The organism is Enterococcus sp. PLH-Efm8, from assembly GCF_053011625.1.
Genome location: NZ_CP172568.1, coordinates 1,146,509 through 1,160,040 on the forward strand (window position 1 = coordinate 1,146,509; position 13,532 = coordinate 1,160,040).

A 13,532-nucleotide genomic window follows, 5' to 3' on the forward strand; every position below is an offset into this window, starting at 1 on the left:
TTGATCATGGCGAAAAAAAAGTGGAAAAAGCAAAAGCGCAAGAATATCCGTTGGCCAGCAGTGGTTGCCGGTGTAGCAGTGATACTCTTAGCCTTTGTTTTTTCCTTGAAGAATCTGTCTTCTCCTTTTACTGATAATCAGCAAGAAAATGAAGCGCAATCCCATCAGCAATTTATTGAACGGCTTGTTCCGCATGCCCAAGAACTACAAGATGGTTATGGAGTGCTTCCTAGTATCATTTTAGGACAAGCTATATTAGAATCAAATTGGGGAAAAAGTACCTTGGCTAGCAAATACAATAATCTTTTCGGGATCAAGGCTTATGGGGATCAGAAGAAAGTAAGCCTGGAAACAAAGGAATTTGTTAACGAAGAATGGATAACTATCCAAGGAGACTTCAAAGTGTATGATTCATGGGAACAGTCCATGGATGACCATACACAACTGTTCGTCCAAGGAGTAGATTGGAATCCTGCGCTGTATGAAAAAGTGATTACGGCCACCAACTATCAGGAAGCCGCACAAGCATTGCAAGATGCAGGTTATGCGACAGACCCCGGTTATGCGCAAAAAATCATCCAGGTCATCGAGACGTATCAATTGAATCAGTATGACCGGAGATAGCAAAGGAGAAGTGGCTGATGGCAGAACAATTTACGCCAGAAATCATGACGGAATTGAGAAAAGATATCGTAAGAGTACCGGAAATCATTTTAGAAGCAAGCGGGATCAAGATATTTGGAAAATTGATCCGTTCGATCATCTTTACTACGGATATTGCGATCATACGTAATACAAATGCGAATGCAGTAATTGCTGTGTATCCTTTTACACCTCATCCAGCGATTACTAAAAGCATTATTGAGGCAGCTGACATTCCAGTTTTCTCCGGTGTAGGTGGTGGTTTGACACAAGGTGCTCGTTCTTCCTACATGAGCATGTTCGCAGAAGCGCAAGGTTCGTTAGGGGTCGTTTTGAACGGTCCTACGCCTTTAGAGACAGTAAAAGAAGTTTGTCGAGTAGTTGATATTCCAGTTATCAGTACGGTAACGTCGAAATATACAGAAATAGATGAAAAGTTAGCAGCTGGTATTTCGATTATCAATATCAGTGCAGGTAAAGAAACTGCAGAAGCAGTACGCCATTTTCGTAAAAAATATCCTGAACTTCCTATCATTGCGACAGGTGGTCCAACGGAAGAAAGTATTGCTGAGACCATTCAAGCAGGAGCAAATGCCATCACATATACGCCACCAAGTAGCGGAGAGCTTTTTAGTCGTAAAATGGAAAAATATCGGGAAACTGAGAAAAAGAATCATGAATAACAGGTGAGAATCAAAAGACGAGGAAGAGCAGATAGTGGCTCTTCCTCGTCTTTTGTACTCCAGTACTATTTGTTCAGAATTCAAAAAAAAGAGAAATTTTTTTGTTTTTTTACCTGTAATGTACATAAGAAGAGTTAAAACCTTTTGTTATTATTAGCATTCTAACAAAAAAATGTCTTGATTTATTGAAGCGCTTTCTATAGAATGAAAAACGAATAAAAACTAAAAAAGGCACCCGACAATTTAGTAGCAGCTAAATTGTCGGGGCTTGAAAAGTCAGCGGGAACTGACCAATCAAGTTGCCATAGTCAATGCTTGTGCATCGACGTGTATATTGTACCTAATTTCATACAGAATTACTAGTTATTTTTCTGTTTTTTAGGGAAGAGCGCACACGAAGAAGCATGCTTATTTAGCTATGTCAAGGATATTGGGCAGTTGTCTGATATCCTTTTTTCTTTGCGTAATTATCCTCCCATCATTGAAGCAAGAAGTGTTTTTAGCGATGAAAGAAGAATCAGCACTATCTAATTTTTCTTGAAAGTATTGAGTTGTTCATCCTAGGCAGAACGATAAGGCAAGTCTTGGTTTTTATTCCCCTTGAAAAAGATCGTTTAATAAATATGTTCTGTATAAAAATACAGTATATTGAAAAATAACAATGGAAGTAGAGGTGCAGAGAATGAAGAAAAGAATGAGAATCATCTTAGCTTTAAGTGTTATGTTATTCTTCTTGACGGCTTGTGGGCAAGAAGATGACAAAAAAATCACGCTGAACATGGCTTGGTGGGGTTCGCAAGTCCGACACGATGCAACAGTAAAAGTAATCGAGCTTTATGAAGAAAAAAATCCCCATGTGACGATCGATTATGAATTTTATGATTATGAAGGATATTACACAAAATTAGGTACACTAGCAGCATCAGATGATATCTGGGACATTTTCCAACTGAACAATCAATTTCCTCAATACATCAATCAGATTGAACCATTAGATGAATATGTGGAGCAAGGGATAATTGATATTTCTAATGCAGATGAATCCTATTTAGCAACGACGACTTACGACGGGCAATTAGTTGGACTGTCTAACGGGGTGAATTCGTTTGCGATTGCTTACAATAAAAATATATTTGAACAATTAAATATCCCTGAACCAGCTTCAAATTGGACATGGGATGAATTTGAACAAATCAGCTATCAAATCACTGAAGAATTAGGAATCTATGCTATTTCAAGATTCGAAGATTTTATAGCTGGCTGTATTATTCAAATACCACAAGTTGAGAAAGGATTGAATTTTTATAATCGGGAAGATCTATCTAACAGCTTGGGATTTGAAAATCCAGACTATCTAACAGATTTTTTCCAGCTGCGTAAAAATCTGGTAGACAAAGGGGCCCATCCAGAACCAGGTGGTGGAGCTGCAAGTACGACGGATCTGTCTTTTCAGGCGGTTAGGGATAGAGAAGCGGCAATGGTGTTTCTATCAAGTAACCAGTTGACAGAAATATTGTCAGGGGCTCCTGAAGATATGGAGATTCAGTTGATTAATCCACCTCGCAGAAAAGCAGATGGAGAATCTGGTATCCCTTTACGTTCTTCGCAAATGCTGAGTATGGCAAAAAGCTCAGCCCATAAAGAAGAAGCTGCTAAGTTTATTGATTTCTTTCAAAACAGTGAAGAAGCCAATGAAATTTTAAAAGGAGAACGTGGTGTACCAATCATGTCGAATATTCGAGAACAGCTCGCTCGTGCAGATGATGCAACTTTGCAAGCGACATTTGATTATTTAGAAATGATTTCCGATATGGACAACGGCGAAGTGAATGTCTTTGATAGTGCTTTGAATCCGGAAATTCAAGACCAATACAATCTTTTAGTTGAAAAAGTCATTTATGAAGAAGTAACAGCAGAAGAAGCAGCAGAGAGTCTTTATGAGTTTGCGTCAAACATTCTAGGATAGCAGCAGGAGGAAGGCATGAAAAAAGAAAAACTAAAACGGTTCTTGGATCAAGACAATGTGGTCGGTTACGTATTTGCTTCTCCATTCATCCTAGGATTTCTATTGATAACAGTGATACCGATGATCTTGTCACTTTATTATTCGTTCACCGATTATCGTTTGGGAAATCCAGTCTCATGGATCGGCTTGGATAATTATATAAAGATGCTGAGTGATGCCCGTTTTTTGAACTCCATCCGAGTCACTTTTCTCTATGTATTTGCATCTGTACCTGTGAAACTGATCTTTGGTCTATTGATTGCTTATCTTTTAACGAGGAATATCAAAGGAACGACTTTCTTTCGTTCTTTGTATTATGTGCCTAGTTTGATCGGTGGCAGTATTTCTATCGCTCTAGTTTGGCGGGAGTTGTTTTCTAAAAACGGGTTAGTGAATATTTTCCTGGAACGATTAGGCGCACCTGCGCTTTCCTGGTTTAGCGATCAAAAACTGGTCATGATCCCTCTTGTTTTGATGTCTGCTTGGCAATTCGGTTCGGCAATGATCATCTTTGCTGCAGGTATCAAAGAGATCCCAGGCTCGTATTATGAAGCGGCAGAGATCGATGGAGCGAACAAATGGCAGACGTTTTACAAGATCACGTTACCTCTTCTTTCGCCGATCATTTTGTATAACTTGGTTATGCAGACAATCGCGGCGTTTATGACTTTTACGCAGGCATTTATCATTACCCAAGGTGGTCCGAATGATGCCACGAACTTTTATGCTCTTTATGTGTATAACCAAGCTTTTTCTTTTAATTCTATGGGGTATGCTAGTGCTATTTCGTGGATCATGCTGTTGATTATGGGAGCTGTCACCTTTCTGATTTTCAAATCATCAAAAAAATGGGTCGTTGTGTGAATGAGAGGAGGAAGAAATGAATAATACAGTAACGAAATGGTTTCAATACGGTTTTATTTTGCTATTAGGTCTAGTCATGATTTATCCGGTCTTATGGATGATCGCAGGTTCTTTTAAAACGGATCAAGAGATTATGAGTGGTTCGCTGAATTTGATTCCAGAGACTTTTCAATGGGAAAATTACGCAAAAGGATGGGCGGGGTTTGCTGGAATTTCATTTTTTACTTTCTTTAGGAATTCGTTTGTCATCTCTGCAGTTTCGACGATAGGGACAGTTCTGAGCTCGACTTGTATTGCTTACGCATTATCGAGAATCGATTTCAAAGGAAAAAGATTCTGGTTCGTCGTCATGTTAGTAACGATGATGATTCCTGCACAAGTGATTTTGATTCCGCAGTTTATTATTTACAATCGGCTGAATTTGGTTGGGACGTATGTGCCGCTGATTTTACCACATTTTTTTGGACAAGCATTTTTCATTTACCAGATCATGCAATTCATGGTCAGCATCCCCAAAGAGTTAGATGAATCAGCGATTATTGACGGATGCAGCAAGTATAGTGTCTTTACCAAAATTATTTTTCCTTTGCTGAAACCTTCGATCATCACGACGATCATCATCCAGTTTTATTGGAAATGGGACGACTTCATGGGACCATTGATTTATTTAAACAAGCCGAGATCTTACACGGTATCGATTGCCATCAAATTATTTGCAGACGCTGGATCTAGTACGACTTACGCGAGTATGTTTGCGATGTCTACGTTGTCGCTGCTACCGGTTTTTCTGATTTTCTTATTCTTCAATAAATATCTTGTCCAGGGGATCAGTACAAGCGGTCTGAAGGGCTGAATATGAAAAAGCCAATAGAAGAGATGTTTCTTTACAAGCTCAACTACTATGTCTGTCGGATTTTTTTAACCAGTCTTATCAGTAATGCTCTTTTCGCTTTAGTTCTAGGATGTTTGTTCACTTTAGGATTAGTGCTGTCTGCTCGTGTTGTCTATCTGATTTATTTTTTGATGATGTATCCTTCTTATTATCTATCTGTCCATTACTTGGCAGAAAAAAAGGTATGTTGGAGGAAAGGAAAAATCAAACGGATGTGTTTCATCATTACGTTGTTTCAGCTGTTTGTCATTATTTTTGCAGTTGATTGGTATTTATTAGTGGGAAAGATTGGAGCTTGGTATCTGATTCCTTTTCTATTGTGTCTGTTGCTTTTTGTATCCCATAGTTTTTTTAGTACGCTAATTGATATCTGCAAAGAAGATAAAGCAGATAGTCTTGTTTATTTGATCAAAAGGAATATCTGGCTGTTGTCAAAAAACGTCAAGGGGTTTCTGTGGTATTTATGCCTTTTGTATGGACTGTTCTGGTGTATACAGCATGATTTTTTACTCACTGCATTACTGTATCCAGGGCTGCCATTTGTCACAGTATTTTGCTTAAAAGAAAAGGAGAATGACTTTAAATGAAGAAAAAATATGTACAAGTCGGACTTGGTGGGAGAGCGCGTTTTTTTTATGAGGCAATTGCCTCTACGTATCATCAAACTTGTGAACTAGTCGGTTTTTGTGATGTATCTCAAACAAGGATGGATTATGCAAATCGGATACTTGTGAACAAGTATGGACAGAAAAAAGTAAAGACATGTATGCCATCACAATTTGAGCAACTACTGGATGACGTACGGCCGGCTGAAGTCATTATTACGTCAGTAGATCGAACGCATCATGATTATATCATTCGTGCAATGAAAAAAGGATATGATGTTATTTGCGAAAAACCTCTGACTATCGATGAGGAAAAAGCTCAAGAAATAATAACGGTCCAAAAACAGACGGGAAGAAGCCTGCGAGTCACTTTTAATTATCGTTATGCACCGTATCACACGAAGATAAAGGAACTGATAGAAAGTGATGTGATTGGTAATGTGTTTTCTATCCACTTCGAATGGCTGTTAAATACGCAACACGGGGCAGATTATTTCAGAAGATGGCATCGAAATAAGCACAATAGCGGCGGGCTTCTTGTTCATAAATCTACCCATCATTTTGATCTAGTGAATTTTTGGTTGAACAGCCGTCCCCAAAAGGTATTTGCATTCGGTGGATTAAACTTTTATGGGATGCATAATGCGGAGAAACGCGGAGTAGAAATATTTTACAGTCGATGCTATGGAAGCGAACTAGCTAAAGCTGATCCATTTGCTATAGACCTGTCAGCCAATGAGGAATTGCGAGAAATGTATTTAGAAGCAGAAAAAGACAGTGGATATATTCGTGACCGCAGTGTATTTTCCGATGATATCTCTATTGAAGATACACTAGGCGTAACGGTCAAATATGAAACTGGTGCGATTTTGACGTATTCGCTAAACGCGTATATGCCGTGGGAAGGATTCAATGTTTCTTTCAATGGCAGCAAAGGACGGATCGAAATGAAAGTGATCGAAAAGTCTTACATCAATGCAGGTGGAGATAAAAAGGATGAAGGAGCAGCCGTTCTTCAGTCCATCCATGTCTATCCGATGTTCGGTGAGCCATATGAGGTAATCGTCGAACAAGAAGCGGGCGGACATGGCGGAGGAGATCCGCGTTTATTAGATGATCTATTTGGTGAAGAAAAAGAAGAAGATCCGTGGAATCGGGCAGCAACTCACGTAGATGGTATTTTGTCGATTTTGACAGGAATCGCAGCAAATCATTCTATTGCTTCAGGAAAAGCAGTAGTGATTGACGAGCTTGTCAGCTTAAAAGAATAAGAATAGATTTACGGAAATTACTTCCCGTAGTTTATAAAATCTTGCCTTATTGCCGATAGGCTGTCTTTTGAACACTATTTATTCGGAAAAAGGGGCTATGACATGCTTTTTGTCATGCCTTCTTTTTATGTGGGCTGCTTTTTTAGATAGGAGAAAATAAAAATAACTATTTAAACCCGAACAAAAAGGAATAATGCATTAAAAATCATTAGATTTTACAAAAAAATAAGTAAACCACGTTGTCAGTTTCAGAAAGTAGTGTTAGACTGTTTTCAATATTTGAAACAACATTTTTTATTCAAATATGGCAAACTGCCTTCACGTGCAAAACAGTTGCAAGAAAATGAATTTACACTATTATTAGTTTTACATACCTACTTATATATCGTCATAATATGGATGACAGTTTCTAGCCAGTACCGTAAATGCTGGACTATAAGTAAAAGATTGGCTATTTCACCCTTCTTTTCTTATGATAAAGTGGAGGGTGTTTTTCTTTAACAGAAACATAGTAGGTTTTTGCACAAAAGCGGTTATTTCGGTATTAATAAATGATAAAGGAGCAAATAAAGTGAAAGAATTAGTTGAACGTATTCAAAAAGACGGACGTATATTAGGCGAGGGCGTATTAAAAGTCGACAGCTTCGTCACTCACCAAGTAGACCCTGTATTGATGGAACAAATGGGAAAACGGTTTGCAGAAGTATTTAAAGAACAAGGAATCACGAAAGTTGTGACCATTGAAGCTTCTGGGATCGCACCAGCTTTATTTGCTGCAAGAGAATTAGATGTTCCAATGATCTTCGCTAGAAAAGCAAAAAGTTTGACGATGGATGAAGAATTATTGACAGCTTCTGTTTATTCTTTTACGAAACAAGTGACAAGTACGATTTCTATTTCTCGTAAATTTTTATCTTCAGAAGACAAAGTATTGATTATCGACGATTTCTTGGCAAACGGACAAGCGGCAAAAGGATTGATCGAATTATGCCAGCAAGCTGGAGCGCAAGTAGAAGGAATCGGGATCGTCATCGAAAAGTCTTTCCAAGATGGACGTCAGTTACTTGAAGAAATGGGATTGAGAGTCGTTTCTCTTGCGCGTATTGCTTCCTTGACGAATGGACAAGTTGAGTTTCTTGAGGAGGACGCATAATCGTGGAAAAAGAAACACAAAATGGAAAAGCTGCGGTTTTAGGGCTGCAGCATCTGCTAGCGATGTATGCAGGAGCAGTAGCGGTGCCTCTTTTGATCGGTACAGGACTAGGCTTTAATCAAGAACAGATGACTTATTTGATTTCAATTGATATCTTTATGTGTGGATTAGCGACATTATTGCAATTGACAGTTAACCGATTTTTCGGAATTGGCTTGCCTGTCGTTTTAGGATGTGCGATCCAAGCAGTAGCTCCACTGATCTTGATCGGAACCAATGAAGGAGTAGGAGCTATCTACGGATCTATTATCGCTTCTGGGATCTTTGTTGTGTTAGTTTCTGGTGTCTTTTCTAAAATTAAAAAACTATTCCCTCCTATAGTAACAGGAACGGTTATCACCGTTATTGGTTTGACTTTGATTCCTGTAGCAATCGAGAAAATGGGTGGAGGTAATGCAACAGCAGCTGATTTTGGTGACAAAACAAATCTGCTACTTGCATTTGTGACGATTCTCCTAATTGTAGGCGTGCAAATGCTGGCAAAAGGGTTCATTCGTTCAATCGCGGTATTGATTGGTTTAGTCGGAGGAAGCATCTTAGCTGCTTTCATGGGAATGATTGATCTGAGCGCGATTGGAGATGCGCCGTTGTTCCATGTTCCACAACCCTTTTATTTTGGTAAACCAACTTTCGACGTATGGTCGATTTTACTAATGATCATCATTTCCATGGTCAGCATGGTAGAATCAACAGGTGTATATTTTGCACTTGGTGACATTACTGGGAAAAATGTTGGAGAAGAAGAATTGAAAAAGGGATATCGTGCAGAAGGACTTGCCGTTATCTTAGGCGGTATTTTCAATACATTCCCTTATACTGGCTTTTCTCAAAATGTCGGATTGGTTCAACTTTCGGGAATCAAAACAAGAAAACCCATCTATTTCTCTGCATTCTTCTTGATTGTTTTAGGATTATTCCCTAAAATCGGTGCGTTAGCACAAATCATCCCTGAGCCGGTACTTGGTGGAGGAATGTTAGTCATGTTCGGGATGGTGGCAGTCCAAGGAATCCGTATGCTGTTGGAAGTTGATTTCAGCAATGATAAAAATCTATTGATTGTTGCTGTTTCTGTTGGATTTGGGCTGGGTTTCAATGTTACGCCGACATTATTCAGTCAAATGCCGCAAACATTGCAAATGTTCACTGGAAATGGCATCGTAATGAGTAGCATTACGGCTATCATATTGAATTTGATCTTTAATGGATTGAAAAAAGATGAAGAAATATTGGAAGAAGCCTTCAAGAAGTAATAGAGCAAAAGAAAGGTTGTGAAATCAGCGTTTTGACCTGATTGTTAGAGAAACAAACGGAAAAATAGTTCCTCGTATTTTGCCGTTTGTTTGAGCTAATACCGAGGGTCAGCTGATTGAACACCGTTGAAGGAAGAGGTCGTGAGCCTGCCGTTCATCTCCGAGTCACAAGGAACAATTTCAAAAAAAAGCTTCTCATGTTTGTTGAATATTGTTCCTTGTGACCGAGGAGTTGGCAGGAGAACACCGTTTATCCATAAAAAGGAATGTGACCTAACTTTTGTCACATTCCTTTTTTTTATCTTTAATAAACACGAACAATAAAATGTTTTTCTTTGTTAACATTCGAAATTTCTTTGACATCAAAAAAAGTGATTGTTAAAATATGAATGTAGAAAAACTGGGAGGAAAAACAATGACAGCAAAAATCTCTGTGATTATGGGGAGTACTTCAGATTGGGAAACAATGAAAGAAGCATGTCAAATATTGGATGAATTCGGTGTGTCTTATGAAAAAAAGGTCGTTTCTGCTCATCGAACCCCAGATTTGATGTTTGAATATGCACAAAACGCTCGAAAAAAAGGAATCAAAATCATTATTGCAGGAGCAGGGGGAGCCGCGCATCTGCCGGGTATGGTCGCATCAAAAACAACTTTGCCGGTTATCGGTGTACCGGTCCAATCACGAACATTAAATGGTTTGGATTCGCTTCTTTCGATTGTCCAAATGCCTGGAGGAGTACCTGTAGCTACTACAGCAATCGGAAAAGCGGGAGCAATTAATGCTGGACTACTTGCGATACAGATGCTTTCCATGTATGATTTAGAATTGGAGGCTAAATTGGCTGAAAGACGTTCAATGTTGGCTAAAACTGTTATAGAAAGTAGTGATCAACTTGGTTAAACCTTTGTTGCCTGGTTCAACGATCGGGATCGTCGGTGGCGGTCAATTAGGTCGTATGATGGCGATTAGTGCAAAAGAAATGGGCTTTAAAGTAGGTGTGCTGGATCCTGTGAGCGATTGTCCAGCCGCACAAGTTGCAGATTGGCATATTGAAAGTGTCTATGATGACACCTTTGCGCTGAAAGAGCTTGCCAGAAGAACAGATGTCATTACCTATGAATTCGAAAACGTCAGTGTAGAGGCGTTAAATGCGATTTTACCCATGTCATTTATTCCTCAAGGGACAGACTTGCTTGCGATTACGCAAGACCGCCTGTTAGAAAAATCTTTTTTGGAAACGAATAACATCGTGATTGCTCCTTATGCAACGATCGTCAGTCCGACGGATATCCAAGATGCGATTGACGGGATCGGCTATCCTTGTGTTTTGAAAACCACTCGAGGCGGCTATGATGGCAAGGGGCAGTATGTTTTGAAAAGTCGGGCGGATCTAGCTCCTGCCATGGACCTTTTAAGAGAAGGAACCTGTGTTTTAGAAGCATGGATCCCGTTTGAAAAAGAGATTTCGATCATGGTGGCAGGAAATGGTCAAGGAGATTTCACGACTTTTCCGGTCGTGGAAAACATCCACCACAACAATATTCTTCATGAAACGATTGCTCCAGCCGCGATTGATCAGGATGTGATCGAGGAGGCTGAGCGTATTGCCCGTGTGATTGCAGAAGCAGTGAGCCTTTCAGGTGTTTTAGGGGTAGAAATGTTTTTAACAAAAACAGGCGGGCTATATGTGAATGAATTAGCTCCTCGTCCTCACAATTCTGGACATTATTCTATTGAAGCTTGTTCTATGAGTCAGTTCGATGCCCATATTCGAGGTATTTGTGGTTGGCCATTAGGAGAAAAAGTACGTTTGATAAGCAATGCAGTAATGGTCAATGTTTTGGGAGAACAACTGCTGGAAAGCTATCGCTTGATTGAGAATAAGCCAGACTGGCAATTCCATTTCTATGGAAAAAAACAAGCAAAAAAAGGTCGCAAGATGGGACATATCACTATCTTGACAGAAGACATCCAGCAAACGCTGGAAGAAATCAAACAAACGAATATTTGGGATTAGAGGAGAAAAAACATGTTAGAACGTTATACACGCCCTGAAATGGGGAATATCTGGACGGAAGAGAACAAATACCGTGCGTGGCTCGAAGTCGAGATTTTAGCAGATGAAGCTTGGGCAGAACTTGGTGAAATCCCGCAAGAAGATGTGAAAAAAATTCGTGAGCATGCATCATTTGATATCGATCGGATCTTGGAAATCGAAAAATTAACACGCCATGATGTCGTTGCGTTTACACGAGCGGTTTCTGAAACATTGGGAGAAGAAAGAAAATGGGTCCATTATGGTCTAACAAGTACGGATGTCGTAGATACTGCTTATGGCTATCTCATCAAGCAAGCAAATGATATTTTACGGGAAGACTTGAAACGTTTTACGGAAATCATTGGCGAAAAAGCAAAAGAACACAAATATACAGTGATGATGGGTCGGACACACGGTGTCCATGCTGAACCAACTACTTTTGGATTGAAACTTGCCACATGGTATTCAGAAATGAAACGGAACATCGAACGATTTGAACATGCGGCAAAAGGAGTAGAAGCAGGAAAAATCTCAGGAGCAGTGGGAACGTTCGCAAATATCCCGCCATTTATTGAAGAGTATGTATGTAAACAATTGGGGATCCGTCCACAAGAAATTTCTACTCAAGTTCTCCCTCGGGATCTACATGCTGAATATTTCTCAGCGATGGCGCTTATTGCTACAAGTATTGAACGTTTTGCAACAGAGATACGCGGATTGCAAAAATCCGAAACACGTGAAGTAGAAGAATTTTTTGCGAAAGGTCAAAAAGGTTCTTCTGCTATGCCGCACAAAAGGAATCCGATCGGTTCAGAAAATATGGCTGGTCTAGCCAGAGTGGTGCGCGGACACATGGTCACTGCCTATGAAAATGTCACATTATGGCATGAAAGAGATATTTCTCATTCTTCAGCAGAACGAATCATCTTGCCTGATACCACGATTTTATTGAATTACATGTTAAATCGTTTTGGCAATATCGTTAAAAATCTAACGGTCTTTCCTGAAAACATGAAGCGGAATATGTCTGCAACATTTGGTTTGATTTATAGCCAGCGCGTTATGCTGAAATTGATCGATAAGGGAATGACAAGAGAAGAAGCTTATGATCTTGTTCAGCCAAAAACTGCGTACGCTTGGGACAACCAAGTGCAGTTCCGCCCGCTGTTAGAAGAAGATCCAACCATCACATCGGTATTATCTAAAGAAGAAATAGACGATGCCTTTGATTATCATCATCATTTGAAAAACGTTGACGTGATATTCAAACGAGTAGGTTTGGAATAAAGAAGAGTGAGTTGCAAAATTCAATTAAAATAGAATAGCAAAAATAACCAAAAAAGAAGCAGATCCGTTAGCGGTTCTGCTTCTTTTAGTTTATTATATTTTCTTATCAATAATAGGAACCTGATTTTAAAAGCGGCTACCTCTTTACCGTGCCTCTTTACATACAAAAAATAGAGGAATTAAGCGTAAATGGCTTGGCTATTATAACTAAAATGCTGGTTATGGAGATGTTGCAGCAAGTTTTCGAGAAAAGCGTATTCCATCTCTTGTCCATTGAATAAGATCTGGATACGATAATGATTTTTGAAACGCTTCTGTTCATGAATCTGACTGATTGAAAGTTCGCCTTTGTGTTCTGTCTGATAAAGAAAAGTCCTTTTACGGCATTCAGCACAGCGTTTGGTTGCTCGGCGGATTTTTCGGAATGTATAAAAACTAGTATCTTTATTGCATAAATAAACGTCTTTGATCGACAGCAAATCATTATATAGACAGGAACGTTCTTCAGCTGTTAATTCTGATAAAAAAAGCTGACCTTGTTTTATTGCATCTTCCATCGGCAAGTGCCTCCTCGAACCCATTATCCAAATTTTTAGTTAATTCTAATATACCATCATTAAGTATAAATGTAAACGCTTGTTGATGGTATAAGATTTTCGTTTCTGATAAAACACGAACATTAAAAGAATCTAATGCCTTAAATGTACATATTTTTGTTGATTTATAAAAAGATGATTGCTAAAATTTAAAGTGAAAAAACGAACAAAAAACGATGTAT

13 protein-coding genes and 1 riboswitch are annotated in these 13,532 nt (G+C 39.0%); of the genes, 12 read left to right on the plus strand and 1 reads right to left on the minus strand.

Translation table 11 applies throughout. The annotated features are described in order from the left end of the window. Positions 1 to 6: 6 nt before the first annotated feature. From ACIFUW_RS05735 to purB, 12 genes are all read left to right on the plus strand, one after another. On the plus strand, positions 7 to 624 hold the full coding sequence (locus ACIFUW_RS05735) for a glycoside hydrolase family 73 protein (protein WP_002295461.1): 618 nt from the start codon (positions 7 to 9) through the stop codon (positions 622 to 624). 17 nt (positions 625 to 641) lie between these two features. Continuing rightward, positions 642 to 1,325: a hydrolase gene (locus ACIFUW_RS05740; RefSeq protein WP_002295463.1), complete on the plus strand. Its 684-nt coding sequence runs from the start codon at positions 642 to 644 to the stop codon at positions 1,323 to 1,325. Positions 1,326 to 2,007: 682 nt separating this feature from the next. Further along, positions 2,008 to 3,291 carry an ABC transporter substrate-binding protein gene (locus ACIFUW_RS05745; RefSeq protein ID WP_002289643.1) on the plus strand — a complete coding sequence of 428 codons (1,284 nt, stop codon included), beginning with the start codon at positions 2,008 to 2,010 and terminating at the stop codon, positions 3,289 to 3,291. A gap of 15 nt (positions 3,292 to 3,306) precedes the next feature. Further along, the gene (locus tag ACIFUW_RS05750) at positions 3,307 to 4,194 is read left to right on the plus strand and encodes a carbohydrate ABC transporter permease (protein ID WP_002295465.1); all 888 of its coding nucleotides are present in this window, start codon (positions 3,307 to 3,309) and stop codon (positions 4,192 to 4,194) included. Between the two features lie 16 nt (positions 4,195 to 4,210). Then, a complete protein-coding gene (locus ACIFUW_RS05755; RefSeq protein WP_002289647.1) occupies positions 4,211 to 5,047 on the plus strand; it encodes a carbohydrate ABC transporter permease in 837 nt (278 codons plus the stop codon). Positions 5,048 to 5,049: 2 nt separating this feature from the next. Beyond that, complete coding sequence (locus ACIFUW_RS05760; RefSeq protein ID WP_002289649.1) at positions 5,050 to 5,673, plus strand: hypothetical protein; 624 nt, start codon at positions 5,050 to 5,052, stop codon at positions 5,671 to 5,673. Beyond that, complete coding sequence (locus ACIFUW_RS05765; protein WP_169040269.1) at positions 5,670 to 6,962, plus strand: Gfo/Idh/MocA family protein; 1,293 nt, start codon at positions 5,670 to 5,672, stop codon at positions 6,960 to 6,962. The genes ACIFUW_RS05760 and ACIFUW_RS05765 overlap by 4 nt, the downstream gene beginning before the upstream one ends. Before the next feature lie 358 nt (positions 6,963 to 7,320). Continuing rightward, a riboswitch (purine riboswitch) is annotated at positions 7,321 to 7,418 on the plus strand. A gap of 115 nt (positions 7,419 to 7,533) precedes the next feature. Beyond that, complete coding sequence (locus tag ACIFUW_RS05770; RefSeq protein WP_002295469.1) at positions 7,534 to 8,115, plus strand: xanthine phosphoribosyltransferase; 582 nt, start codon at positions 7,534 to 7,536, stop codon at positions 8,113 to 8,115. 2 nt (positions 8,116 to 8,117) lie between these two features. Continuing rightward, the gene (locus ACIFUW_RS05775) at positions 8,118 to 9,425 is read left to right on the plus strand and encodes a nucleobase:cation symporter-2 family protein (RefSeq protein WP_002295470.1); all 1,308 of its coding nucleotides are present in this window, start codon (positions 8,118 to 8,120) and stop codon (positions 9,423 to 9,425) included. Positions 9,426 to 9,840: 415 nt separating this feature from the next. Next, a complete protein-coding gene (gene purE / locus ACIFUW_RS05780; protein ID WP_002303771.1) occupies positions 9,841 to 10,329 on the plus strand; it encodes a 5-(carboxyamino)imidazole ribonucleotide mutase in 489 nt (162 codons plus the stop codon). Continuing rightward, positions 10,322 to 11,446, plus strand: a complete 1,125-nt coding sequence (purK, locus tag ACIFUW_RS05785) for a 5-(carboxyamino)imidazole ribonucleotide synthase (RefSeq protein ID WP_002288025.1) — start codon at positions 10,322 to 10,324, stop codon at positions 11,444 to 11,446. Before purE ends, purK begins: the two co-directional genes overlap by 8 nt. A gap of 12 nt (positions 11,447 to 11,458) precedes the next feature. Then, entirely contained in the window at positions 11,459 to 12,754 is a 1,296-nt protein-coding gene (gene purB, locus ACIFUW_RS05790) for an adenylosuccinate lyase (RefSeq protein ID WP_002288023.1), read from the plus strand. A gap of 179 nt (positions 12,755 to 12,933) precedes the next feature. Here the strand turns inward: purB and ACIFUW_RS05795 are convergent, their stop codons facing one another. Then, complete coding sequence (locus tag ACIFUW_RS05795; protein ID WP_002297115.1) at positions 12,934 to 13,311, minus strand: hypothetical protein; 378 nt, start codon at positions 13,309 to 13,311, stop codon at positions 12,934 to 12,936. Positions 13,312 to 13,532 lie beyond the last annotated feature (221 nt).